The sequence below is a fragment of the Chloroflexota bacterium genome (assembly GCA_009840625.1).
Lineage (GTDB): Bacteria > Chloroflexota > UBA11872 > UBA11872 > VXNJ01 > VXNJ01.
Map to the genome: position 1 here is coordinate 32,852 of VXNJ01000019.1, position 23,693 is coordinate 56,544.

Consider the following 23,693-nt stretch of genomic DNA (forward strand, 5'->3'; position numbering starts at 1 on the left):
GCCTGCGGTAGCGGGAAATCACAGAACGCGCACCCACTTTCATCGTTGGAACCATCCAACCGATGGTTTGTAGTGGCAATGCGGCAGTTCAGGGTGCCTCGTTTCCGTACACCATCGCGTACACCCTCGGATCTTTCGCAAAGAGCAGCCGCTTGTTTTCGGCATGCCACGCTTCGGGCACGGGCCCCCCGTAGGGCGGGAACTCAAACCTCGGCGGTGACTCGACCACGCGCGGATCATCCTGTTCCTCCAGGACCGCCATGAGGCGGGCGTTCAAGTCGGCGCGCACCGGCTCGTATTCGTCTTCGTAAGCCACGTTTTTCATGTAGTCGGGATCCACGCGCAGGTCGTAGAGCTCTTCCCGCGGCCTCTTGCCGAAGCCCAACTCAAATAGCGGCTTGACGTCTTCCCGGGCCCGGTTGCGGATCATCCACAACTTCGTGGGACCCAGGTCCAGGTCTCCGTACACCGCCAGGTAATTCGACAGGATGTCCTCGTCCGGCGGCGGCAGTGCCGCATCATCGTCCAGGCCGCCCGGATCCCCGGCCGGCCAGCGGTCGGGCTCGAAGTTGTGGATGTACAGGAAGCAGTCGGTGCGAATCGCCCGCTGCGGGTACGGCAGATATCCCTCCCTGGCGAGCATGTGCCGTTCCCGGCCGGTTACGACGAAGTCCCTTTCCTCCTCAATGCGCCCGCTCTTGTCGGAGTCCAGTAGGGGCATAAGGCTGCGCGCCACCATCCCGTCGGGGTATTCCACCCCACCGGCGTCCAGAAAGGTGGGCGCCAAGTCCATCAAGTTCACGAAATCGCTGATGACGCGACCCGGCTTTACGTGCCCCGGCCAGCGAACCGACATGGCCACTTCGGTCCCGAAGTCGTAGAGGTTGCACTTGCCCCGCGGGAATCCCGGGATGCCGTGGTCGCCGCTGACGACCAGCAAAGTGTTTTCGAGTTCGCCGATCGACTCCAAACGTTCGATGATGACTCCCAGTCCCGCATCGAAGGCCAGGCATTCGCCGAGATAGTCGTTGAAGTCCTCGCGTATCTCGTGCACGTCGGGGAGGAACTCGGGCATGCGGCCGGAAAGTTCGTCGGGGTCGAGGCCCCAGAGCTGCTCGCCGGAGCCGCGCTGCCAGGTGCGGTGGGTGTTGGTGGGCCCCCACCAATAGCAGAACGGTGCATCGGAAGGCCTCGCGGCGATAAAGCTGTCGAAGTTGCCGCCGACCTCGTCCAGCAGTTCCTGCTTGGCCGATTCGATGGAAACGCTGTTGAGTCGCTGCGTCGCCTCTTCGGAAAAGTTGTTGAACCTGATGCCGGCCGACTCGTAGGCGGTGCGCTCCCCGCCGTAGGGGGCGTGCTCGACCAGCCCGGGCATCCAGACCTTGTACGTGTAGCCGATGTGGTAGCCGGCCTCTTCCAGGATGAGGGGGTAGCTCGGAATGCTCTCATCCCACCTGGCGCCGGCCAGGATCGCTCCTAGGCCGGTCTGCCAGAAGTACCTGCCCGAGAGTATTGAGCTCCGGCAGGGAGTGCAGCTTGGCGCCGGCACGTGCGCGTTGAGGAAAAGCGCGCCCTCGTCGGCCACCCGGTCGAAGTTGGGGGTGTCGATGAGTTCGTGGAGGGTGCCTTCGCCGGGCCGGTCGCGGTAGGCGCTGGCGTATCTGCCCCAGTCGTCGGCGAATGCGAAAACGATGTTTGGTTTCAAGACATTCCTCTGTAAAACCGGGTCTGTGCGTCGTAGACCGGCAAGGATTTCACCTTGTTTAAGAGCACCGCGTGGGTACGCGGCAGTCTATGCGGCCGTGGCTCGCACCTGGAGCGAGGTGCAGGACCCTAGCGGAGGCGACGAAATCCGCTGTCCAACAGGAACCGCATCGTCTCGTCCAGTTCCTCAAGTGGGGGCATGAACACCACGTGGGCGTCGCGTCCGCGAGTCAGCAGCACGCGGTAGGCGTTGGCGCGCAGTGCCGCCGGATCCTTGACTGTTGAGTGCCCTGAAGGGCGGTACTTCCTGGCGCGGTCGATCGACCAGCTCCCATTTACGATCCGAAAATCGGTCCCCCAGGCCAGCAGGACCGCATCCAATTCGAGACCCTGGGCGCCGAATTCGGTAACGGCCTCTTCAAGATGGCGACAGGACTGCCCGGCCGGGTCGTCCTCGCGATCGTTGTACCAGGGTCCGTAGCGGACCCGACGGGTGGACTGCCAGTCGTTTGGTATGCCGAATCCGGCAAGATCCCGATCCCGGCTGGATGCGATCAGTCCGTATCTCGCCTCGGGATCATCGGCGTAACGCTCACGCAAGTACCGTTTGGCTTTTTCCAGGTCGCGGGTAATGCGCAGATCGTGGCCTTCGCGCTCCAGTCTGGCAGCCAGCGCCCGCATCCCCGTTCCGGATTGTTCGGGTCCGGCCACGATCCGGGCGACGTATTCGTGCAGCCGTGAGGCAAAGTGTGAACGGATCGTCTCGTCGAGACTGAGTTCGGGCTGCGCCGAGAAGTCCAACCCTTCGAATTGCCCGGCCATTGCTTGGGGACCGTGTACCCGCCAGGATTTGGTTTGCGGGCTCTGACGCAAGGCGGTTGCCCACAGCGCAAGGCCCGATTCCTCGCCGAGGTGGATTTCCTGCCCGTCGCCTATCAGCCCGACTACGACCGACCAGTCCGGCTGCCGTTCGGCGAACTCGATGAAATGTTCCGGTTCGGATCTTGCAACCTGCGGAGGAGTCTTGTGCACATCGGCGACCCTGGCGCGATCATGCGCGCGCTGGGCCTCGTCGAATACCACCAGCCGCTCTCCGGGAACAACCTTGGAATTGCGGGAGAAGCGCTTTACATAGTCGCGGATCGGACGAACGAATGTTTTGCCGCCGCCTCCTCCGGGTTTGAGGACGTACTGGAGAACCTCGACTAGTGGGCCGTTGCCGGACAGAAAAATCGCCTGCGGGCCATCGCCATCGGCGGCATATTCGCCCGGCCGCGGTGAATGGGCCAGTCGCAGGCCGACCAGCGTCTTGCCCGACCCGGGCGCCCCTCGGACAAGGACCAGGTGCCTGGTTCCTTTCTGATATGCCTGTCGGACGATCGTCTGCACGCATTCGACCGCTGCGTCGGTGTTTGCAGCTGCCCGCCAGAGCTGCGGGGGGCGTTTGTGCCGAAAGAGTTCACGGGCGGCTCGGACCAGCGACGGCATCGGTCGGTAGGCGTCGGAATCTAGGAATCGCGAGGCCACCAGCGGGTCCGGCGTAGCCGCGTCCGATAGATCGGCGATCAATCCATCCAAGAGATCGGGTGGGCAGATCGTCACGCCGCGCTCGGTGCGAACTGGGCCCGGCATGCGGGTTGGAACAAGCACCGCATGAACGGGGCGGGAATGGCAATCGCGGTGATAGCACGACAAGTCGCGCGAATAGGCGTGCGCCTGATCGATGTCGGCGTCGGAGGGAGCCACCTTACCCTTCAACTCCAGTACGACAACTGCTGCGCCCACCAACAGGACTACATCGGCGCGCCGCGATTCCATCGGCAGCTCGTACTCCATGACCGCGGTGAAATCGGCGGCGTCGGTTTGGATTCTGACGACTTCGCTGACTTCGCGCTGCAGCTCAGGGACGTTGCGTCGCCAAGAATCGACTTCTTGGGGAGAAGACTCCGGATACGCCCGCCGCAGTTGGGAGAGAACCTCGGAACGGGGCGCGGTTCCAAACTCTGGGAAAGTCGAATCCCATCCGCGGCGCGCACCGGGTGTCACTGTCGGATCTGCCCTTTGTTCTGATGGCCGCATGCCCTTCGGCACGCGTTTACGCCCGGTTGCAATCGGGCGTTCTCGGCCTTCTCCCGATTCAGCGGAAAACGTGCGAAGCGTGCCAGTCCAGGGCGCTCCGGCTTGGCGCTAGGCGGGGATCCCCAGGCACGATGATCTGCTTCCCCTGCAAATCGTAATAGCGTTTGCCGTTATTGAATTCATCGCGCAGCCGCTGGCTGACTTCCAACTCCAGGTCCGGGGTAATCGTCAAATAACCACGGTCATAGAGCCGGTGGAGATCAGACCGCAGGATGATGCCGTTCTGAGGGTGATCGGAATCCCGGCCCCGGTAAGGCTGGATGTGCGCAGCATCCAGCACCGGCAATGCGTGCTCGGTAGTGACCGCGCATTGCCTGTCGTAGGCGGCAAGCAGCTGTAATTTGAACGCTCGTTGGCCCGGGCGCTCGGCGCGAGGCACGAACTTGTAGTTTCTGTCGTCCACGGCCAGCGGTTCGAATTCGTGCCCAAATACAGGCAGCGGTTGATGGTCGCAGGTGGCGAGGATATCGGCCAACTGTCGACCTGAACTATCTGCCAAGTCAAATTTCTTGAAACTGACAAGATTGCGGCTCCACCCCTGGGAATCGCCCCACGGAACCCAAGCCGTTGATGGCAGGAACACGACCTCGCCCAGCACGATGCAATTCAAATCCCGCCCCAAGGGGACATTCATCCTTCGTCGGTAATCTGCCAGCGCGTTGCGGAACGACGCCTCGTCGGCAAATCCGTTGCGTTGGCCGAATACGTCCCAGGCCAGTCCCACTGGCAGGCGGTCGAATCTGGCGAACAGGCCGAATCCGGCGATAGCGTAATGGGGCTTCTTGAGGCGGAAAAAGAACGGCTGGCCGCGCTGAAGGGCCCCGAATGAATGGCGTGCGGTGGGTTGCCAGAAATTGACCTCGTCGACTTGCACCAGTCGATCGACGGGACGAAAGTGCGAGAACCAACCGAGATCTGTGTTGGCTACGACGCTTGGTTGATCCACGTTTTCAGGTTCAAGGTCGGAGACGGGCGCAATTTAATCCAGATCGATTGCCAGGCTGCATCGCCATCCTATGATGCCCTTCCCCCAAGCGGATCCGAGCGTTCCGGGCATGCAAAGTTCCAGTAGTTTCGAGCACTCGCGGGCAACTAACCTAAACCTCACCTGGCCGGCCTGGCGATTCGTGAGCCCGACCGGACCGGATCGCTCCGATGGTGGGCACGGGCGGGCAACAATTGAGTAGTCGCAATTCCGCCACTAGTCATAAAGAGCCTTATGTCCAATCGCCCCAACATCCTCTGGATTTGTACCGACCAGCAGCGTTGGGACACGCTGGGGGTCTACGGCAACGAATGGGTCAACACGCCCAACATTGACCGCCTGGCCGAACGGGGCATGACCTTCGACTACTGCTTCTCGCAGAGCTCGGTCTGCACTCCGAGCCGGGCCAGCTTTCTGACCGGGCGCTACCCGCGGACTTGCCGGGGACGTCAGAACGGGGCCAACATCCCTGCCGATGAGCTCCTGATCACCAAGATCATGGCCGAAGAAGGTTATTACTGCGGGCTCTCTGGCAAATTGCACATCTCAGCCTGCAACGAGACTGCCGCCCCCATGGGCGAACGCCGCATCGACGATGGTTACGCGGTTTTTGACTGGTCGCACCACCCGGGACGCAACTGGCCCAACAACCAGTACATCAACTGGCTCGAGCAAAACGGACGCGAATACTCGACCCAGCCGTACGAAGGCAATGAACACGTCCAGGCGGGCATGGACGCCGAGTGGCACCAGACCACCTGGTGCGTGAACAAAGCGATGGACTTTATCAACTCGCGGGCCGGATTCGATGCGCCTTGGCTGTATTCGATCAACATCTTCGACCCCCACCACAGCTTCGACCCTCCGCGCGACTACCTGGAGCGATACCTGGACCGCCTGGACGACCTGCCGCTGCCAAATTACGTCGAAGGGGAGCTTGACAGCAAGCCCGAGTTCCAGCGCATCGACCACGAAGGGGCCTACGCTTCCAGCAAGGCCCACGTATATCCGGAGATGTCAGATTACGACCACCGCCTGATCAAGGCCGCCTACTACGCGATGTGCGATCTGATCGACGACCAGGTTGGAAGGTTGCTGGACCACTTGGAGGCCTCCGGCCAAGCGGAGAACACGATCGTAATCTTCATGTCCGACCACGGCGAGATGCTGGGCGACCACGGCATCTACTGGAAGGGGCCCTACATGTACGAATGCGCAATCCGGGTCCCCTTCATCGTCTCTTGGCCCGGCCATATCCCGGAAGGCGTCCGCTCGAGCGCGCTGATCGAACTTTCCGACATCGCCCCCACCATCCTGGACGCCTGCGGCATCGCCCACCCGTCGGGCATGCAGGCAAAGTCCCTCTGGCCGATCCTGACCGGGCGGGCCGACCTGAATTCCCACCGCGAGGACATTTATTCCGAGTACTACAACGCCATGCCCTGGCACCTGGAGCCCAGCGCCCAGGTGACCGTGGTGCGCACCCGCGATGCCAAGCTGGTGGCCGCCCACGGCACCGGCGGCGGCGAACTCTACGACCTGGCGGCCGACCCGGGCGAGAACGTGAACCTGTGGAACAGCCCCGATCACCGCGAACTAAAACTCGAACTCTACGAGCGGCTCGCCGACCGGATGGCGTTCACCGTCGATCCGCTCCCCGAGCGCCTCTCGGTCTGGTAGCCGCACAGGAGGAAACGTATGGAAAAAAGAAGGCTTGGCCGCACCGGCCACGAAAGCACCATAATCACCGTCGGCACCGCCGGATTCGGGCCGGAGTCGCAAGCGGCGGTCGATGAGGCAATGGAACATTTCCTGGCCCACGGGGTCAACCACGTCGACATCGCCCCGACTTACGGACAGGCGTTGGAGCGATTCCGGGACTGGCTGCCGAAGATCCGGGACCAGATATTTCTTGGTTCCAAGACCCAGGGCCGCAGCCGTACCGAGGCCTGGACCGACATCCACTCGACGTTCAAGCGCCTGGGAACCGACCGATTCGATCTCTTTCAGTTGCACGCGGTTACCACGATGGCCGAGTTAGACGCCGCGCTCGCTCCGCACGGTGCGATCCGGGCCCTTGAGGAGATGCGTGAACAGGGGCAGACCCGCTGGATCGGGATAACCAGTCACGGCCCATACGCGCCCCGTGTTTTCCTGAACGCCTTGGAGCGCTATGACTTCGATACGGTCATGTTTCCGGTGGCCAAGGCGCTCTGGCGCAGCCGGGAATACCGGGAGGACACCCAGCGCCTGCTGGATCTGTGCCATGAGCGCGACGTGGGCATCCAGTGCATCAAGATCCTGGCGGGCGGTGGCTGGGGGTCGGCTGAAAAGGACTGCCGCACCTGGTACGATCCGGTGCGCGAGCAGGAGGAAATCCAAGACTGCGTCAACTGGCTTTTCTCCCAAGACGTTCACACCGCGCCCTCGACCGGCGAGGTGACTTTAGTTCCCAAGCTCCTGGAGGCGGCGGAGGAATTCCGCCCGATTTCGACCCAAGAGCAAGCCGCGATTGTGGATGCGCACCGACCGCGTTTCCCTGAGCCGCGATTGGCGATCCTGCCCGCTTAAAGTTCGCTGCCGAGCAACTCCCGCGGCGCCAGTTGGCGGGTGCAATCCCTCAATTTCGATTTGGACCCGAATCGGCTTTTGGAACCAATGGGTGCGATGAAGCGCCGACAAACGAAAGCGACCTTCCGGCGGGCTAATTGAGATCCAGGAACGGATTCCGGATGGTGACGGTGTCGACGACTTGTCCGTGTTGCAAGTCTTCCGAATACAAAAAGTCGCAGCCGTACTCGAGAGCGGCAGCAATCACAAGCGAATCGTAGAAACCAAATCGGTAACGTTCGCTGACTGCGACTGCGCGACGATACAAATCGGCAGTCGGAGGAATACGCCACAGAGTGCAAAGGACGTTGTCGAAGATTTCCAGTTGCTGTCCGGCCGTAGCTCCGAGCTTGCTTGCTAATACGTTCAGCGCTTCCTGGACCACTTGGTGAGAGATCACGCCCTCGCCTGAACCGATCGCGTCACCGACTAGCTGCCTGGCCCGGTCGCGCTTGCCGGTATTGACGTCGTCGAACATGTACACGACGACGTTGGTGTCAAGCAAGTGCGTCAACGTTCGTTCAATTCTTCACGGGTAAAACGACGCCCCCCAGTACGCAAATTCGCCGACAACCGATCGACCGTCTCCATCGCCTTAAACGCTTGTCGGTCTCGCCCTACGTACTCTTCAAGCCATGAGCGGAATTGCGCATTCAACGTCGAGTTGTTGGCCAAAGCCCGGCGCCGGGCCGCGTCGATGAGCGCTTCGTCGGCGCTCAAGGTGATGTTTCGCATTGCTGAATCCGCCGAAAGTCAATTGAATACACTAAAACAGTGTGCACTATTGTAGTGCCACTTGAATTCATGAACTGCCAGGCTCGGGATCGGCCGGAGCTGCCGGTGACGCTTGGGTAGCTGGCCGTGATCGTTGACGCCGAATCCGACCTAGATCTCGTGGCCCTTGGCTGAATCGACGATCATTTCCAGCACCTCGGTGCTGGCAATCGAACCGATGAATTCATCCGATTCACGCTCTGCAACGGGGAGCGTTGATACCGAACTCTCGGTCATGCGCTGCAGCACGTCCTCAACGTATTCGTCGGTGTAGGCGAAGACCACCCGGTCGCGCAGCACCCTTTCGAGCGGGGTATCGTCCCACTCGGTGCGCGGCAGGTAACGCAGCATGCTCAGCGACACCATTCCGGCGACCTGGCCTTCGTCGACGATCACGTAGTCGTTCTGTTCCGGCAGAAGGTAGTGCTCGGCGAATGTCTTCACCGACATTCCTTTGTCGGCGTGGCTGCGCGAGCGGTCGAGGATGTCGTTAACCTGGATGCCCTCCAGGGCGAATCGGCCGAAGGAACTCGGAATCTCGCCGACCGGGACGGCCTGCTTCGGGGTCTTGAGCCGCCGAACCGAAAAACTGATCCCGAGCGGGGTGATGAGCATGTAGCCGAGCATCACCAGCGCCAGCAGCGAAAAAACGGCCTGGTTGATGGCCCCGGTCTGGAGCAGCAGAAGTAGCAGCGCAACCTCGGCCACGCCCTTGGCCATCAGCCCAGTCGCGGTGGCAAAGGGCGCTTCCAGGCGGGTGACGTAGGCGCCGAAGATCGAGCCGAGGAATTTGCCAAATAGCGGCAGGAACACCAGCGCCACGATCGTCTGCGGGGGAAGTTCCAGGAAGTCAGGGCTCAGGTAGAGACCGGCAGAGGCGAAGAACAGCGGCACAAAGAAGCCCTCGGCGGTACCCCGCATGCCGGGCATGATGTCGCGTCGCACCTGGTAAGGAAGAGTCGAGAGGGCGGCGCCGAACAGCAGCGCGCCCAGCGACCCGTGCAGGCCGGCCCGCTCGGCGGCGACCACGACCAGGAACAGACTGCCCAGCAGCAGGCCGAACGAAAGCTGCGGCACCCTCAAGAAGCGCTGCAACCAGACGATTACCCTTGGCAGGACCTTGGTGGAAACCAGCCAGGTGACGGCGGCAAAGGCCAGGATCTGCCCGATCAGCAACAGCACCTCGAGCGCGTCGAGTCCGGGGTTGCTGCCGGAAATGTGGATGTGCTCGCTGATGGAGAACCCGACCACGAACAGCGCCACCAGCTCGGCCAGGATCACTACCGTGAAGATCTGCACGCCGACCCGGTCGTTGACCCGCCCCTCGTCGACGAGTACCTTGGCGACCACCCCCAGGCTCGATAGGGAAAGCACGCCGGCCAACCCCAGCGCGTGCGTGAATTCCAGGCCCAGTTCCAGGTCGATTACGGTGTCGGTGGTTACCGCCAGAGCCGCCAGCAGCGAAATGGTTACCGACAGCACTGCCGCGACCAAAATTCGGCCGCGCGCGGCCGCCACGAATCCCTTGATGTCCAGCTCTTCCAGGCCGATCAGGAAGAACAGCATGAAGATGCCGATCCCGAGGATGATCTCCAGGCTCGGGCCCGGATGGGCCAGGCCGGTCAACGGCCCCATCAGCACGCCGGCGGTGGCATAGGCCACGATCGCGTTCAGGCCGAACCGCTTGAACACCCCTTCCAGGAGCTTGGCCGTAACTATCAGCAGGCCGATCGAGAGCAGTGCTTCAGTTAGTTCCAAACCGCTGATTCGCTCCTCTGTGTTGCCGCGGTCATCCGGTCGCCGCTGCATGCAATTTACGCATTAAGGCCCTGCGGCCGGCGGTATTGCGCCTACTGGCTATTCGTGCCGATCGGCGTCGGCGGTCCGCGCCGGGCGGGGCTCACGGCCGTTTTCGGCATCCAGCGGGCGGGCGATCACCAGGATCTCGCCGGCATAGGAAATGTGGGCGCGAATTTCCTCGGCCACCCGGTTCTCGAGTTCTCGGGCGGTGGCGACCGTTTTCTCGCCGGCGATGTCGATGCGAACTTCGGCCTGCAGCCGATGGCCGATCCAGCGCGCCCGGGCCCGGATCGGCACGTCGGCCCCGGCAACGTGTGACGCCAGGTGCTCGATTTGATCCAGGACTTCGGGTTCGACGCCGTCGAGCATGCGTCCGAAGACCGATTTCGCCGAATCGATGACTATCTTGACTATCACCACAGTAATGATCAGTCCGGCGATCGGGTCGGCCAGCGGGAATCCGGCCCAGACCGCCACTGCGCCGACCAGAACCGCCAGGCTGGTCAGGCCGTCGATGCGGGCGTGCTGCCCGTCGGCGATTAGCGCGGCGCTGTTGATCTCGCGCCCGATCCTGATCCGGAAGAGCGCGACGGCCTCATTGCCGAGAAAGCCGATCGCTCCGCCAGCCGCGACCGCGCCAACGTACTGGATATCGCGGGGGTTGATCAGGCGTTCTACCGACTGGTATCCGGCGACCGCGGCGCTGAACGCGATCACCAGGACGATCACCGCCCCGGCCAGGTCCTCGACCCGCCCGAACCCGAAATTGAATCGTCGCGAGGCGGCCCGGCGCGCGAACAGGAACGCGATCCACAGCGGCACCGCGGTCATGGCGTCGCCAATGTTGTGGATGGTGTCGGCCAGCAGCGAAACGCTGTCGGTCAGGATGACGATGACTATTTGGATCGCGGCGGTCATTGCCAAACCGACGAACGACCATTTGATCGCCCAGATTCCGCGCGAGGTGGTGGCGATCGTCGCGTCGACGACCCCGTGGGTATGGCCGTGGGAATCTCCATCACCATGGTGGTGGTGGTGATGCGCCATTGCCCGCCCCGCTGCTTCGCGCTCTGCGTCGCCGGACCATCGGGCGATCGCCGATTCCGAGGCCCCGCCCGCTTGGGCAGCCCCGCGTCCGGTTCCGCAGTCTAAATCCGGCCCCGCAATCGGAGCCCGGCCGGTCCCGGGCTAGGCGCCGGCGGCTTCCCGCAGCGCGCGAACCTGACGCATGCTGATGGCGGCGGCGCGGGCCGGGTCGTTACCCAGCACCCGCTCGGAATAGGCCCAGCTTTCGAATTCGACCGAGGCGAACCCGTCGTAATCGCGATCGGCCAGGCCGCGGAAGAACGCTGTCCAATTGACCCGGCCTTCGCCCAGCAGCGGGAAGATGAACTCTCCCGGTCGCTGCGAGATGCCGACTGCGTCCTTCAGGTGGCAGTGCAGGATCTTATCGCCCCATTGGTCGATCAGCCAGGCGATGTCGAAATTCCCGCTCAGGATCCCGTGCGAGGGATCGAAATTGACCCCCAGGGCCGCCGAGGGGATCTGGTCGAGCAGATACCGGTGCGAGTAGAAGTCGTGCGCCAGCATGCCGAAGACGCCTTCAGAGGAGATCGTGGTGCCGGAGTTTTCGGCGACGGCGACTATGCGGCGGTGCGCGTCCAGCGCCATCTCCCAGGCCTCGCCTTCGGAAATGTCCGCGGGGATGCGCGGGGCCCGCTCGTCCCACGGCGCCGGTCCGGTCATGGACCCCACCGTCGGCACGCCCAGTTCGCCGGCCAGCTGCACCACGCCGACCACCCCGTCGATTCGGCGCTCGCGCTCGCGATCGTCCAGGCACACGAAATCTTCGTGCGCCATGATGCGCGAGACCTCCAGGCCGGCGTCACGGGTCAGTTCCACCGCCCGCCGCGCCTTGTCGGGATCTGCGGCCGAGAAATGCGCGGTGGTCCACTCGATGCCGTCGTAGCCCAGGTCGCCAAGCGCCTTGACCACCTTGTCGGCCGGCCAGCAGACGAACCCGAGCCCGGCCAGGAATGCGATCCGGGTGCTCATTGGCGCTTGATTCCGAACTGCTCCCGTAGGTCGCCGACGCCGGTCGTCGGCTCGTAGCCGAGCGAGCGCCGGGCCTTGGAAATGTCAAACAGCGAAGCCCTGGGGTTTTTTCTATAGAGCCCCGGTTTGCGCACCCGGGGCGGGTCCTGGGGCCAGTGCTTTGCGACCAGGTCCAGCGAATCCAGGTCGGTGAAGTTGTCGCGCGCGGTCAGATAGAAGCTCTCGAATCGCGGTGGCGGGTCGGGGAATTGGTATTCGCAGGCTAGGCGCGCCGCCTGGGCGATGTCGGCATGGGCGATCCAGGCGCCCAGCCAGTCCTTTTCGCCCCCGCCGGAACCGTGTCGAAGAATCCTGAACCAGTCCTCGCGGTTGCGCCGTCCGCCCCAGGCCCAGGCGTAGCGCAGCGATATGAACTCGATGTCGTAGGCGAACGCGTATTGGCGCCCTAGTATTTCGCCCAGCAGCTTGCTGGACCCGTAGGCCTCGTGCGGGAGCGAGGGATGGGATTCGTCGATCGGAAAGTAGTCGGGTTTGAAGCGGCGATTGTGGATCCCGAACCCGGAAGCCGACTCCGAGCATCCGTAGACGACTCGGGCGATCCGGTTGCTGCGGGCAGCTTCCAGGAGGTTGTAGGTGGCCTGCATGTTGACCCGAAAGACCACGTCGCCGGGGTCGGAAAAGGGGTCGGGAATTGCCGCAAGGTGCACCAGGCAGTCGAATCCTCGCACCAGGCTGGCGGTCATCCGGGCGTTTTCCAGATCGACTTTGAGCAACCCCAGCTCGGGGTGATCCTCGGACGGTTGCCGGTCCAGGATCGAAACCTCGTGCCGCCCTTTGAGCGCCGAAACCACCGCCGAGCCGATGTCGCCGGACCCGCCGGCCACCAGGATCTTCATGCGGTCCGGCCGTTCCGGCCCGCGGCATGGAGGCTGGCGGCCAACCCTGATCCTGCCGGTTTCATCAACTCCTCCGACCCGGTTCGAGCCGGTATGGTTCAGGCGAGTTCGTACTCAAACACATAGGTGTGCCCCGCCTCTTCGCTGTTTAGCTCCAGCGTTCCCGCAATGCCCGCCAGTTCGCCGGTTCCGGAGTCAGGCACGACGGTAACCGTCAGGCTGGCCTCCCCCCGGTCCATCGTCCCGCTGTGTTGGAGGGCCAGTGAACCACTCTTCCCGTTAACTGTGCCGGAAAAGTGTTCGATCGCGACGTATCCGGCCGAACCGGGTGTGGTCGTGTAGGCGGCCAGCATGTGCGCCCGGGCGCTGCCGACCATATCGCCCGAATACTGCTTTTCGACCCGGTTCAGGTTCAGTTTCACTCCGCCGTCTTCCAGGTACGGCGGCTCCGGCTCGATGTTCACTTCGAACGACCCGCGGGCGGACGGCATCAGGTCGCTTCCCGGGGCGAACCCGTCATTTTCGGCGCGCCGGAATTGATCGCCGCCAGGACCTCGGCCAGGGGCGGTGGTTCGGGAACGTCCTTGAACTCGGCAAGGCGCCTGAAGATTTCGGCTGCCGCGCGGTGAAACCCGTCCGGCAGGTCGGCCCCGGCGAAGGTGTCGGCTATTTCCTCCATCTCGCCGGCCCAGCGCCAGGCCTTGGCCGAGCCGCTGACCGCGCGGCGGCGGCCGCGCGCGGCAAGGTCGGGTTGCGAGAGCGCCCATTCCTCGGCCAGCGGTTCGCCCACGCCTTCGGCCTCGGCCAGCGCCAGTATCCCGGCCAGCAGCGCGGCCGACCCCTTCGTAAACGCCGCGTAGGCCATCTTCAATGCCGAGGCCGCGCCTTCGCCGCCGGCGATCGGGACGGCCCCAAGGACGCTGCCGTCAAATAGCGCGGCCACGCTGGGGGCCCGGTCCCCGGAGAGATAGAGGCGGGTGGTGCCGGGCTCGCTCGGCGGGAGCCCGATGATCCCGCCGTCGACGAAACCGGCCGCCCCGCCGGCCAGGGCCGCCGCCGCGACCGCCCGGGCGGTCGCGGGAGAGACCGCGTTGGCGTCCACGTATGTGCCCCCGAATCCCGCCGCCGCCGCCTGCTCGGCCACCTCGAGAGCGAAGTCGGGAGGGCAGACGCTCAGCAGAACGTCGCATTGCCGGGCTACCGATCCGGGCGTGCCGGCGTCATCCAGGCCGGCTTCGGCGGCGCGCTGGCGGGTGGCCCGGCTGCGACCCTGCGAGGCCCACAGAACCCGGTGGCCGTTGCCGGCGAGGGCGGCGCCCACCTTGGAGCCCATCGCGCCCGGGTGAAGCAGGCCGACTGTACTGCTTGCCAGGTTCACGGGTTCAGACCCCTGCCGGCAGGTATCGGATCAGGCGAGCAGTTCAAGGTCTGCCTGGACAGTTGAGTGGGCCGGAATCTCCAGCACCAGGCATCCGTCCTCGGTCCTGACCGGATGATCGGAGGCATGCACCCGGTCCGGATCGCGCGCGATGTTGTGGGATTGCGGGCTGGCGCCGGTTAGCACCCGGGCACCCGCCGAGGCAATCTGGGCCTCGACGACACGGGCGCGGACAGATAGCGGCTCGGTCAGGTGCAGATTCGTCAGGCAGACCGCCGCGCTTGAGGTGTCGGGGGCGACCGATGCCGAAACGGATAGCTGCTGGACCGGCCGGCCGGCGTCGCCCCGCTCGGCCAACAGCGGGGCGTCGGCGATCCCCACCGGAACCGCGTCATTGCCCACGTGGGCCCGGTAGAACTCGAAGATGTCGAGGTTCGGCGTGGTCCAGTTGTCGGGACCGTCGACCTTGACCAGGCACTGCAGGACGTTGACCGTCTGGGCCACGTTGCTCATGACCACGCGGTGCGACCAGTTGGTGAAGTAGTCCAAGATCACCGCCCCGCAGATTGCTTCGCGAACGGTGTTTACCTGCTCTATGCCCGAATCCAGGTTGGCCGCCGAACGACACCAAACGCCCCATTCGTCGAACACGATGCCGACCGGACTCTGCGGCAGTTCGTGGTGCGAGAGGATTCCGTCGGCGCGGATGATGTCGTCCTCGACGACCTGCAGTTCGCTCATCAGGGCGTAGTAGTCGGCGTCGGAGAACCCGATGTCCGGGCCGCCGTTGAAGAGGTAGCGGTGCAGGGAGAGGTTGTGCAGGGTCGGCAGGGCCCGCTCCAGCTGCATGGCTTCCATGAATTCGCGGTTCCAGTCCGGAGTGTGCCCGACGCCAACCAGCTGAACGCCCAGGTCCATCCGGTCCAGGTAGTTGGCGTAGCGCCGGTAGGCGGCGGCGTATTCGGCGGCGGTCATGTTGCCGCCGCAGCCCCAGTTCTCGTTGCCGACCCCCCACCACTTCACGCCGAACGGGGCGGGGTGGCCGTTGCCGGCGCGCTCGTGCGCCCAAGAGTTCTCGCCTTCGGCGGCGTTGCAGTACTCGAGCCAGCTCATCATCTCGGCCTCGCTGCCCGAACCCAGGTTGCCGCAGATGTAGGTGTCGGCGCCCAGCTCGGCAGCAAATCGAACGAACTCGTGGGTGCCGAACTGGTTTGTCTCGGGACCGCCCCACCAGATGTTGCGGGTCACCGGTCGGCCGCCTGGGTCGCCCACGCCGTCGCGCCAGTGGTAGTGATCGGCGAAGCACCCGCCCGGCCAGCGGTAGACGGTCCCTTCGCTCACGCTCCGGAGGCGGTCAAGGGTGTACTTGCGCAGGCCGTTTAGGTTTTCGATCGCCGAGTCCGGACCCACCCACATTCCCGGATAGGTGCAGTTGCCCAGGTGCTCGACGAAGTGGGAGTAGAGCCTCGCCCTGATCCGGGCAATCGGGGCCAGCCGCTTGATCAGGAGGTTGGTTTGCACGGGCGATGCCTTGGCGAATTGGGCCGCTGCGCGGGTGCGCGCTCCTCACATATTGCCAATTGCGTGGCCCGATCAGGGGCATATTCGAATTCGCAACCGGGGCTGGCGGCCGTGGCGGGTCGGCAAACTGCGAAAATCGCCCGAACGCTCCCGGATTGGCCCGCATTGCAAAGCTCCGCCAACCCGCGCTTGCTGCGAGCCGCGGGTGCCAGGTAACGATCTGACGATTAAGGCCCGCGGCCTGCACAAGCGCTATGGCAAGGTGCACGCCCTGGCCGGCATGGACCTGGACGTCCCCACCGGCAGCGTCTACGGGCTGCTCGGTCCCAACGGGGCCGGCAAGACCACCTTCCTGGGGATCCTGCTGGGCCTGATCAAACCCAATTCGGGTTCGCTCGAACTTTTCGGCCAACCGGCCTCCCGGGATCGCCCGCAGGCGTTGCGGCGGGTCGGCGCGGTCATTGAAACGCCGCTGTTCTACCCTTATCTCTCGGGTCGGCGGAACCTGGAGGTGATGGGAAGGTACTGGGGGTCGATCGAACCGGCGCGAATCGACGAGGTGCTGGAAACGGTCGGTCTGACCGACCGCGCCGACTCCAAATTCAAGACCTATTCGAGCGGCATGCGCCAGCGCCTGGGGCTGGCCAACGCGCTGCTGGTGGATCCGGATCTGCTGGTGCTGGACGAGCCGACCGCCGGCCTGGACCCGGCCGGGGCCTATGAATTCAGGAATCTGATCCGCAGCGTCGCACAGCGCGCCGACGCCACGGTGGTGCTCTCTTCGCACCTGTTGGCCGAGGTCGAGCAGGTGTGCGACCGGGTGGGGATCCTGGTAGCCGGCAACACGGTCGTCCAGGGCGACGTTGCAACGCTGCTAGCCGGAGGGCGCGGTGTGCGCTACCGTGTCGGCGACTCCGGGCGGGCACTGGATCTGCTGTCGGGTTCCGACTACGCCGCGACTGCCACCGGCGACGGCGAACTGGTCGTCCAGATCGAACCCGAGGACGCCGGCAAGGTAAACCAGTTGCTCGTGCAAGGCGGGATCGAGGTCACCGCCATTGCGACGGTGAGCATCGACCTGGAAACGTTTTTCCTGGACAAGGTCAGGGCCGGGGAAGCGTCATGAAACAGCTGGTGGCGGCCGAATTCCAAAAGATTCTGGGCCGGCGGATGACCTGGATCCTGCTTATCCTGCTGCAGCTGGTCGGGCCGGTCACGATCCTGCTTTTCAAGCTGATTTCACAGGTCCAGCTCGACGACGTCGGGCTGACCGAGGCGCTCGGTTCGCTGATCGGATTCCCCAACGGCTATCTTGCGGTGTTGGCGCTGAACGTCGAATTCGGGTCGCTGTTGGTGATCGTCTTCGCCGCATTCTTTGTCGGATCGGAGTTCGGTTGGGGTACGATCCGCCAGCTATTTGCGCGCGGACCCCAGCGGCACGAGGTGATCCTGGCCAAGCTGCTGGCGCTGATCGGCTCGGTGGCGGCGGCCGTCACCTTGACGATGCTGATTTCGGGCGTGGTGATGTGGGTGGCCGACCTTGCATTTGGCACCATCGCGGTCGCCCCGCCCAACAACTTCGGCCTGGACCTGCTGGACCGGTACCTGGGGACGATTGGCTTGCTGCTCTTTTACGGAACGGTGGCCTTCGCCGTGGCGATATTGACCCGGTCGGCGGCCGCCGGCATGGCGATCCCGCTGGTTTTTGGCTTTTTTACCCCGTTCATCACCGAAATAGCGTCCGCGGTTGGCGACGGGTTCTGGGACGAGCTGCCCAATTACCTGCCGCACCGCCTCGAGCCCACCGCCTATGGCCAGGAAACTCTGATGGCGGTTTTTTCGGGGCTGTCCGCCGAAGGAGATTTTTCGGTCCAGTACGAGGGGCCCACCCGGGCCGAGTCGATCGGGTTGCTCTCTCTCTACGCGCTGGTGCTGCTGGGGCTCGGTTTCCTGGCCACCGCGCGGCGCGATTTTCCGCAGTCGGGTTAAACGCCGCCGCCGGACCGCCTCAGAGCCCCTCGGTGTCGGCGTTAACGGCCTCGAGCAATTGCCGGTACTGGTCTTCGTTGCGGGGGTCGAGCTTGTGGATCGCAAATTCGATCCTGCGTCCCGGTCCGATCACGTAGACGTCGCGTTCGGCCTTTCCGGAATCGCGCAGACAGTCGAGGGCTTGCGCGGCGGTCTGATCATCGGCCAGTAGTTCGAACGGCAGGCCCAGAGTCTTCTTGAACCGCTGCTGGGTCTGCAGGTTGTCGACCGAAACCCCAAGGATGCTGACCCCCGCGCCGGCAAAACGCGGATGCAGGAACCGCAGCACCTCCATCTCGTGGGTGCAACCGCTGGTAAACGACTTGGGGTAGAAGGCCAGCAGCACGCGGCCGGCGGTCACCCCGTCAGCCAGCGAAAAATCGCCTCCACCGGTTGATGGGACCTGAAAATCGGGTGCGGTATCGCCAACGTCCAATCGCAAATCCAATCATTGAGCGGTTGTTGATCGGTCAAGACTTATTTTCGGGCCGCATCCCAGCCCGAGGTGCGATGATGGCGAGATGGAAAGGGCGGGGATGAGACGATGCGCTACTTGCCGGTTGCCGGGATCGAGCGACCGATGGCCCGGGCGGTGCTGGGCACCGAGGATTACTACCTGGCCGAATACGACGCCCGCGCCGAGATCCTGGACGCCTACCTGGCCGGCGGCGGGAACGTTTTGGACACTGCCCGCACGTACGGGATCGGGGCCCCAGTCGGCCCGCACGCGCACGGCGAATCCGAGCTGCTCCTGGGCCGTTGGATCAAGGAGCGCGGTGTCCGCGACCAGGTCGTAATCGTTACCAAGGGCGCGCACCGCCTGCCGAAAGGGCGCGGGCTCGCGCGCATGACCAAGGCCTACGTCGATTACGACATCCGCACCAGTCTCGAGCGTCTGGACACCGACCGGGTCGAGGTCTGGATGTTCCATCGCGACAACCCCAACGTCGATGTGGCCCCGATAGTCAATTGGGTCAACGCGAACATCGATGCCGGCTTGATCGGGGCCGTCGGGGCGTCCAACTGGAGCATCGAACGGCTGGAAGCGGCCAACCGCTACGCGGCGGCGAACGGGTTGCAGGGGTTCTCGCTGCTTTCCAACCAATTCGGGCTGGCCACCCCATGCCGGCCGCGCTGGCCGGGAACCAGGAGCGTGGCGCCCGAAGAAAGGGCCCGGCTGGCCGCCCTGGGAGTGGCCAACCAGGCCTGGTCGGCCCAGTGCAGCGGCTTCTTCGCCATTGCCCAGGGAAAGCCTGAGCACCCCGATCCGGAATTTCGGCGCGCGTTCCATACACCCGAGAACTTCGCCCGGCGCGAACGCGCCCGCAGCCTGGCCGGCGAGCTGGGATTGGCGCCCACCCAGGTGGCGCTGGCCTACACGCTCAATCAGGACTTTTTGTCGCTCGGAGTCTTCTGGCCGGCCGATCTGGGTGAATTGGATCAGTGCCTGGTTGCGGCTGACCTGGTGCTCTCACCCGCGCAACTCAGATTCCTTGAACAAGGGGAGCGCTGACCGGGTGGAGCCGCCGACCGGGATCCACGAAAGCGGCTGATGCGGACCCTAGTCGTGCGTCGACATACGATGCGGCGCAAGCCCGGCCAGCATCTTTCGCAGCCGGGGATCGAACTGGCGCGCCTGGTGGGAGACCGATCGGGCCCCTACCAATGGGTTGCTGCCAGCCCACTTCCGCGGGCGGTCGAAACGGCGGTCGCGATGGGATTCGAGGTCAATCAGACCGTGGAGGATCTGGCCCGGATGCCGTCGGGGGCACTTGACGGCTGGCCGCTTCCCTTCGCGGCCGTATCCAAGCTGGTAAGCGCGGGCGGCGCAGCGGCCGAATTTGCCGACCGGACGCTGGCCGTCTGGCGCGAAATCGTCGAAAAGATCCCGGAGTCGGGGAAGGCGTTGATCGTTACCCACGGGGGGATCGTCGAATTGGGTGCGGTGGCTGCCGTTCCAGGCGGGCCGCACCGGGCCTGGGGTGGGCCCATCGGCTACCTGGAGGGCGTGCGGCTCACCTTTGCGGGCGACACGTGCCGTTGCCGGGTGCTGCGCTTGCCGGAGGATCAGCGCCAGATCAGTAACTAGCCAGAATCCGCCCCGCCGGGAAGCTCCGGCAGGGGCAAGCATGGCAGGTTGGCAGCAATCTTCGCCCGCCCGGCAATGCGCCACTTTCAGCGGCCCGGCGTGATCGGGGATCGGCGAACCGGTTTGACCCGGCGCACGGCTTCTAGACTTTCCGCAACCGACCAGCAGATTGCGCGATGGAGCCCCCCGTGCCGCAGCCGCCACCTTTCCCGCCCGGCCAGACTGCGCTGCTGCTTGTTGACGCCCTGAACGAATTCCTCAAACCCGGCGGGAAGCTGTACGAGCGGACCAGGGCGACCGCGCAGTCGGCCGACACCGTGGCCAACCTGGAACGGGTCACCGCGGCCGCGCGCGAGGCCGGGATGCTTGTCGTCTATGCCAACCACCACAGCAATCGCGGTGGCGATTACGACGGCTGGAAGCATCCGACGCCGTCACACCGCCGAATCGCCGAATTCGGCCTTTTTGCAAAGGACAGCTTCGGCGCCCGGGTGATCGACGAAGTGACTCCGCAGCCGGGCGATGTGATCGCCCAGGAGCACTGGACTTCGAGCGGTTTTGCCAACACCGACCTTGAGTACTTGCTCAATCAGCGAGGGATCGAACGCGTCGTTGTTGCCGGCAACCGGGCCAATACCTGTATCGATTCGACCGGTCGCTACGCGGTCGAACTCGGATTCCATGCCACCCTTATCGCGGATGCGATCGCGGCCTTCTCGGAGGCCGAGATGGAGGCCACGATAAACGTCAACTGGCCGGCCTTCGCCCACGCGGTCGTCACCAGCGACGAGTTCATCGCCGCCGTTGCGGGGGATTGCGGCAACACATAGACGCGACACCGGTGCCGCGCCGGCCGGGCGGCACAATTAAATTCCATTGCGGAACGCGCTCAAGTAGCAGGCGGGAGGACGCTAATGCGGTTTACCAGCATTGCCGGCATCAACCGGCCGGTCTCGCGGGTGGTCCTGGGCACTGAAGACTATTTCCTACACCAGTACGATCACCATGCCCGGATCCTGGACGCCTGGATCGCCGGCGGCGGGACAGCGCTGGATACGGCGCGACTGTACGCCACGTTGGACGGGGTGCCCAACTCGGAACTGGTGGTGGGCAGGTGGCTGGCCGAACGCGGCAACCGCGAGCAGGTCACCATCATCACCAAAGGCGCCCATCCGCGCGGCGGGGATGACTCCGGTCTGGGTTGGGTGAGCAAAGCGGTGATCGACTCCGACGTGCTCGCCTCGCTCGAGGCCCTGCGGACCGAATGGATCGACATCTGGCTGTTCCATCGCGACAACCCCAACGTCGAAGTGGCCCCGATCATGGACTGCATCAACGCCCACATCGCCGACGGCCGGATCAAGGCGATCGGGGCGTCCAACTGGACCCTGGACCGCTTCGAGGAAGCTAATCAATACGCGGCCGACAACGGCCTGCAGGGTTTCTCGCTGCTCTCCAACCACTTCGGTCTGGCGACCCAGCAGGCCCCGCGCTGGCCCGGCTGCGTCAGCCTTCTGCCCGATCAGCGCCGGCGACTGATCGCCAGCGGCCGACCAAACCTTGCCTGGTCGTCACAGTGCGGCGGATTCTTCGCCGGCATCTACGACCCCGCCGACCGGTCCAACGAACCGATGGTGGCGACCTACTACTCAGACGAAAACTTCGCCCGGCTGGACCGGGCCCGGGAGCTGGCCGCCGAAATCGGGATCTCGCCGATGCAGGTGGCGCTCAGCTACACGCTGAGCCAGGAATTTGATTCGCTGGGAGTCTTCTGGTCGGCCAATGAGCGCGAACTTGCCGAGACGCTGGCGGCGGTCGACCTGGTGCTTTCGCCGGATCAGATCGGCTTTCTCGAAGGCGCAGCCTAGCGGGCGCGGCGCCCTAGGTCCGCTGGGCGCCGCCGGTCAGGGCCATTTTTGAGGTCAGTCCAGCGTCGACATAAAGGATTTCGCCGCTGATGTAGTCGGCCTCTGGATCGGCCAGAAACGCGGCGGTGCGGCCGATGTCATCCACGTCGCCCAGCTGGCCGTTGGGCACGGTGGCGGCCATCGTCGACTTGTCGGCGCCGACCCGGTCGTAGCGCGGAACGTATATGGCGCCCGGGGCTATCACGTTGGCGGTGATGCCGTGCGGACCCAGTTCGACGGCCAGGCCGCGGGTGAACTCGTTGATGCCGCCCTTGGTCGCCCCGTAGAGGACCATGTTCTGGATGTGCTGAACACCGTGCACCGACGAAATGTTGATGATTCGGCCGTAACCGCGCTCGATCATGGCCGGGGCGGCGGCCCGGCAGGTTACGAACATCGAGCGCAGGTTGATAGAAAAAAGATCGTCCCAGTCGCGTTCGCTGCATTCGACGAACGGTTTGGCGAGGGTGAATCCGGCGTTGTTGACCAGGATGTCGATCTTGCCCCAGCGCTCGGTGGCGGCGTCAACGAGCTGGGTCGCGTCCGATGAACCGCGCAGGTCGACTTTGATCGCGATCGCGTCGGTGCCGGCCGCGGCGAGTTCGCGCTGCAGATCCTGGCATCCCGAAAAGCTGTTGTAGGCCGAAAGCACCAGCGAGGCCCCGGCCGAGGCCAGGTGGCGCGCGATGCCGACTCCAATCCCGGTGCCGGCGCCGGTGACTATCGCGGTGTGTCCGTCGAGTGATCCCATCTGGCTACTGCCTCTTTCAAATGCCGAAATCCCCGTCGGCGCCGCCGGATCCTCTTTAAGTATTAGCCCGTCGCGCCCGGGAACCGAAGCAGTGCTTCTGCAAAAATTTGCCCATGCGTCACAATGACCGCGTCGCCATCGTAACCGGGGCCGCTCAGAACATCGGGCTGGCCACCGCCGAGCGCCTGATCAGCGAGGGCGCGGCGGTACTGTTGGTCGACGTTCAGGAGGAAAAAGGCCGCGCCCAGGCCGAGCGCCTGATTGCGGACGGTGCCCGCGCCGCCTACCTTGACGCCGATCTGAGCGATCCGGAGGCACCGGAACGGATCATCGACACCGCCCTGGAAAACTTCGGCCGGCTGGACATCCTGGTCAACAACGCCGCGCCGATGCGGCCGTTGGTGCGGATCGCCGAAATCGAGGCTGCCGACTGGGACGAGCAGTTCAAGGTGATGATCGTTGCGACCCAGTTGCTGATCCGCCACGCCACCGAGCCGCTCTGCCGTCAGGAGGGTTCGGCGATCGTGAATGTGGCCTCGGTGCACGGTCTCATGGCGGCCGCCGATCGGACGATCTACGACACCTGCAAGCACGCCGTGATCGGGCTGACTCGGGTAGCGGCGGTCGACTTGGGCCCGCGCGGAGTGCGCGTAAACGCGCTCTGTCCCGGGCTGATCATTACCGACCGGATGATGGCGGCAATCGCCAACGAACCCGGGATCATGGAAACGTGGGGCCAGATCTACCCGCTGCGACGCGGCGGGCAGCCATCCGAGATGGCTGCGGTGATTTCCTTCCTGACCAGCGCGGACGCCTCGTACATGACCGGTTCGGTGGTGGTCGCCGACGGCGGGATGACCGCCCAGCTGCAGGAGAACGCGGCCTGGCACATGTTCGAGTGGGCGCGCAACTGCGGCCAGGGCGAACCGCTGCTGGACCGCCTTATCGACGAGAGCTTCGTCAACCGCGACTAGCCGAGTGACCGGCGCGATTCCCGGCTGCCGGCGCGGCGCGGTCCACCCAACCCTTTCGGTTACCAGCCAAAGCAGGAGTTGA

Annotated in this window: 23 protein-coding genes; 9 read left to right on the forward strand and 14 right to left on the reverse strand. The window is 64.4% G+C overall.

All coding sequences use genetic code 11. The features are described from left to right. Positions 1–88: 88 nt before the first annotated feature. The 3 genes from F4X41_09995 to F4X41_10005 all read right to left on the reverse strand — a co-directional run bounded on the left by F4X41_09995 (position 89) and on the right by F4X41_10005 (position 4,567). Positions 89–1,753, reverse strand: coding sequence for a sulfatase (locus tag F4X41_09995; protein ID MYB17339.1), 1,665 nt, complete (start codon positions 1,751–1,753; stop codon positions 89–91). A gap of 80 nt (positions 1,754–1,833) precedes the next feature. Then, positions 1,834–3,783 (reverse strand): DUF2075 domain-containing protein, encoded by a 1,950-nt coding sequence (locus F4X41_10000; protein ID MYB17340.1) that lies wholly within the window; start codon positions 3,781–3,783, stop codon positions 1,834–1,836. A gap of 58 nt (positions 3,784–3,841) precedes the next feature. Next, on the reverse strand, positions 3,842–4,567 hold the full coding sequence (locus F4X41_10005) for a hypothetical protein (GenBank protein MYB17341.1): 726 nt from the start codon (positions 4,565–4,567) through the stop codon (positions 3,842–3,844). Positions 4,568–5,062: 495 nt separating this feature from the next. On the opposite strand from F4X41_10005, the gene F4X41_10010 reads away from it, so the two are divergent. Further along, positions 5,063–6,508 (forward strand): sulfatase-like hydrolase/transferase, encoded by a 1,446-nt coding sequence (locus tag F4X41_10010; protein MYB17342.1) that lies wholly within the window; start codon positions 5,063–5,065, stop codon positions 6,506–6,508. A gap of 18 nt (positions 6,509–6,526) precedes the next feature. Next, complete coding sequence (locus F4X41_10015; protein ID MYB17343.1) at positions 6,527–7,399, forward strand: aldo/keto reductase; 873 nt, start codon at positions 6,527–6,529, stop codon at positions 7,397–7,399. A 133-nt stretch (positions 7,400–7,532) separates the two neighbouring features. Here F4X41_10015 and F4X41_10020 read toward each other — a convergent pair whose 3' ends face one another. From F4X41_10020 to F4X41_10060, 9 genes are all read right to left on the reverse strand, one after another. Then, entirely contained in the window at positions 7,533–7,916 is a 384-nt protein-coding gene (locus F4X41_10020; protein MYB17344.1) for a PIN domain-containing protein, read from the reverse strand. A 32-nt stretch (positions 7,917–7,948) separates the two neighbouring features. Further along, complete coding sequence (locus F4X41_10025; GenBank protein MYB17345.1) at positions 7,949–8,173, reverse strand: hypothetical protein; 225 nt, start codon at positions 8,171–8,173, stop codon at positions 7,949–7,951. 150 nt (positions 8,174–8,323) lie between these two features. Further along, entirely contained in the window at positions 8,324–10,021 is a 1,698-nt protein-coding gene (locus F4X41_10030) for a CBS domain-containing protein (GenBank protein ID MYB17346.1), read from the reverse strand. Between the two features lie 48 nt (positions 10,022–10,069). Further along, positions 10,070–11,059: a cation transporter gene (locus F4X41_10035; GenBank protein ID MYB17347.1), complete on the reverse strand. Its 990-nt coding sequence runs from the start codon at positions 11,057–11,059 to the stop codon at positions 10,070–10,072. Between the two features lie 141 nt (positions 11,060–11,200). Further along, a complete protein-coding gene (locus tag F4X41_10040) occupies positions 11,201–12,067 on the reverse strand; it encodes a sugar phosphate isomerase/epimerase (protein MYB17348.1) in 867 nt (288 codons plus the stop codon). Further along, complete coding sequence (locus F4X41_10045) at positions 12,064–12,963, reverse strand: NAD(P)-dependent oxidoreductase (GenBank protein MYB17349.1); 900 nt, start codon at positions 12,961–12,963, stop codon at positions 12,064–12,066. Before F4X41_10045 ends, F4X41_10040 begins: the two co-directional genes overlap by 4 nt. Positions 12,964–13,061: 98 nt before the next feature. Beyond that, on the reverse strand, positions 13,062–13,454 hold the full coding sequence (locus F4X41_10050; protein MYB17350.1) for a DUF3224 domain-containing protein: 393 nt from the start codon (positions 13,452–13,454) through the stop codon (positions 13,062–13,064). Then, the gene (locus tag F4X41_10055) at positions 13,454–14,296 is read right to left on the reverse strand and encodes an NAD(P)-dependent oxidoreductase (GenBank protein ID MYB17351.1); all 843 of its coding nucleotides are present in this window, start codon (positions 14,294–14,296) and stop codon (positions 13,454–13,456) included. The genes F4X41_10050 and F4X41_10055 overlap by 1 nt, the downstream gene beginning before the upstream one ends. Before the next feature lie 75 nt (positions 14,297–14,371). Further along, positions 14,372–15,862, reverse strand: coding sequence for a hypothetical protein (locus F4X41_10060; protein ID MYB17352.1), 1,491 nt, complete (start codon positions 15,860–15,862; stop codon positions 14,372–14,374). Between the two features lie 205 nt (positions 15,863–16,067). On the opposite strand from F4X41_10060, the gene F4X41_10065 reads away from it, so the two are divergent. Next, complete coding sequence (locus tag F4X41_10065; protein MYB17353.1) at positions 16,068–16,988, forward strand: ABC transporter ATP-binding protein; 921 nt, start codon at positions 16,068–16,070, stop codon at positions 16,986–16,988. Then, on the forward strand, positions 16,985–17,851 hold the full coding sequence (locus tag F4X41_10070) for an ABC transporter permease subunit (protein MYB17354.1): 867 nt from the start codon (positions 16,985–16,987) through the stop codon (positions 17,849–17,851). Before F4X41_10065 ends, F4X41_10070 begins: the two co-directional genes overlap by 4 nt. 19 nt (positions 17,852–17,870) lie before the next feature. Here the strand turns inward: F4X41_10070 and F4X41_10075 are convergent, their stop codons facing one another. Then, complete coding sequence (locus tag F4X41_10075) at positions 17,871–18,338, reverse strand: redoxin domain-containing protein (protein MYB17355.1); 468 nt, start codon at positions 18,336–18,338, stop codon at positions 17,871–17,873. A 96-nt stretch (positions 18,339–18,434) separates the two neighbouring features. On the opposite strand from F4X41_10075, the gene F4X41_10080 reads away from it, so the two are divergent. The 4 genes from F4X41_10080 to F4X41_10095 all read left to right on the forward strand — a co-directional run bounded on the left by F4X41_10080 (position 18,435) and on the right by F4X41_10095 (position 21,847). Continuing rightward, positions 18,435–19,403, forward strand: a complete 969-nt coding sequence (locus F4X41_10080) for an aldo/keto reductase (GenBank protein MYB17356.1) — start codon at positions 18,435–18,437, stop codon at positions 19,401–19,403. 39 nt (positions 19,404–19,442) lie between these two features. Next, on the forward strand, positions 19,443–19,979 hold the full coding sequence (locus F4X41_10085) for a histidine phosphatase family protein (GenBank protein ID MYB17357.1): 537 nt from the start codon (positions 19,443–19,445) through the stop codon (positions 19,977–19,979). Between the two features lie 176 nt (positions 19,980–20,155). Continuing rightward, entirely contained in the window at positions 20,156–20,809 is a 654-nt protein-coding gene (locus tag F4X41_10090) for a cysteine hydrolase (GenBank protein ID MYB17358.1), read from the forward strand. A gap of 84 nt (positions 20,810–20,893) precedes the next feature. Next, on the forward strand, positions 20,894–21,847 hold the full coding sequence (locus F4X41_10095) for an aldo/keto reductase (protein ID MYB17359.1): 954 nt from the start codon (positions 20,894–20,896) through the stop codon (positions 21,845–21,847). Positions 21,848–21,860: 13 nt separating this feature from the next. On the opposite strand, the gene F4X41_10100 is transcribed toward F4X41_10095, so the two are convergent. Further along, positions 21,861–22,637, reverse strand: a complete 777-nt coding sequence (locus tag F4X41_10100) for an SDR family oxidoreductase (protein MYB17360.1) — start codon at positions 22,635–22,637, stop codon at positions 21,861–21,863. A 113-nt stretch (positions 22,638–22,750) separates the two neighbouring features. Between F4X41_10100 and F4X41_10105 the strand changes: the two genes are divergently transcribed. Continuing rightward, complete coding sequence (locus F4X41_10105) at positions 22,751–23,611, forward strand: SDR family oxidoreductase (GenBank protein ID MYB17361.1); 861 nt, start codon at positions 22,751–22,753, stop codon at positions 23,609–23,611. Positions 23,612–23,693 lie beyond the last annotated feature (82 nt).

Excerpts from the sequence above, each read along its gene's own strand:
- F4X41_10105 (MYB17361.1), top strand. The coding sequence starts at position 22,751 with ATGCGTCACAATGACCGCGTCGCCATCGTAACCGGGGCCGCTCAGAAC.
- F4X41_10085 (MYB17357.1), top strand. The coding sequence starts at position 19,443 with ATGCGGACCCTAGTCGTGCGTCGACATACGATGCGGCGCAAGCCCGGC.
- F4X41_10035 (MYB17347.1), bottom strand. The coding sequence starts at position 11,059 with ATGGCGCATCACCACCACCACCATGGTGATGGAGATTCCCACGGCCAT.
- F4X41_10040 (MYB17348.1), bottom strand. The coding sequence starts at position 12,067 with ATGAGCACCCGGATCGCATTCCTGGCCGGGCTCGGGTTCGTCTGCTGG.
- F4X41_10050 (MYB17350.1), bottom strand. The coding sequence starts at position 13,454 with ATGCCGTCCGCCCGCGGGTCGTTCGAAGTGAACATCGAGCCGGAGCCG.
- F4X41_10020 (MYB17344.1), bottom strand. The coding sequence starts at position 7,916 with ATGTTCGACGACGTCAATACCGGCAAGCGCGACCGGGCCAGGCAGCTA.
- F4X41_10015 (MYB17343.1), top strand. The coding sequence starts at position 6,527 with ATGGAAAAAAGAAGGCTTGGCCGCACCGGCCACGAAAGCACCATAATC.
- F4X41_10000 (MYB17340.1), bottom strand. The coding sequence starts at position 3,783 with ATGCGGCCATCAGAACAAAGGGCAGATCCGACAGTGACACCCGGTGCG.
- F4X41_10080 (MYB17356.1), top strand. The coding sequence starts at position 18,435 with ATGCGCTACTTGCCGGTTGCCGGGATCGAGCGACCGATGGCCCGGGCG.
- F4X41_10010 (MYB17342.1), top strand. The coding sequence starts at position 5,063 with ATGTCCAATCGCCCCAACATCCTCTGGATTTGTACCGACCAGCAGCGT.
- F4X41_10070 (MYB17354.1), top strand. The coding sequence starts at position 16,985 with ATGAAACAGCTGGTGGCGGCCGAATTCCAAAAGATTCTGGGCCGGCGG.
- F4X41_10030 (MYB17346.1), bottom strand. The coding sequence starts at position 10,021 with ATGCAGCGGCGACCGGATGACCGCGGCAACACAGAGGAGCGAATCAGC.
- F4X41_10100 (MYB17360.1), bottom strand. The coding sequence starts at position 22,637 with ATGGGATCACTCGACGGACACACCGCGATAGTCACCGGCGCCGGCACC.
- F4X41_10055 (MYB17351.1), bottom strand. The coding sequence starts at position 14,296 with ATGGGCTCCAAGGTGGGCGCCGCCCTCGCCGGCAACGGCCACCGGGTT.
- F4X41_10095 (MYB17359.1), top strand. The coding sequence starts at position 20,894 with ATGCGGTTTACCAGCATTGCCGGCATCAACCGGCCGGTCTCGCGGGTG.
- F4X41_10045 (MYB17349.1), bottom strand. The coding sequence starts at position 12,963 with ATGAAGATCCTGGTGGCCGGCGGGTCCGGCGACATCGGCTCGGCGGTG.
- F4X41_10090 (MYB17358.1), top strand. The coding sequence starts at position 20,156 with ATGGAGCCCCCCGTGCCGCAGCCGCCACCTTTCCCGCCCGGCCAGACT.
- F4X41_10025 (MYB17345.1), bottom strand. The coding sequence starts at position 8,173 with ATGCGAAACATCACCTTGAGCGCCGACGAAGCGCTCATCGACGCGGCC.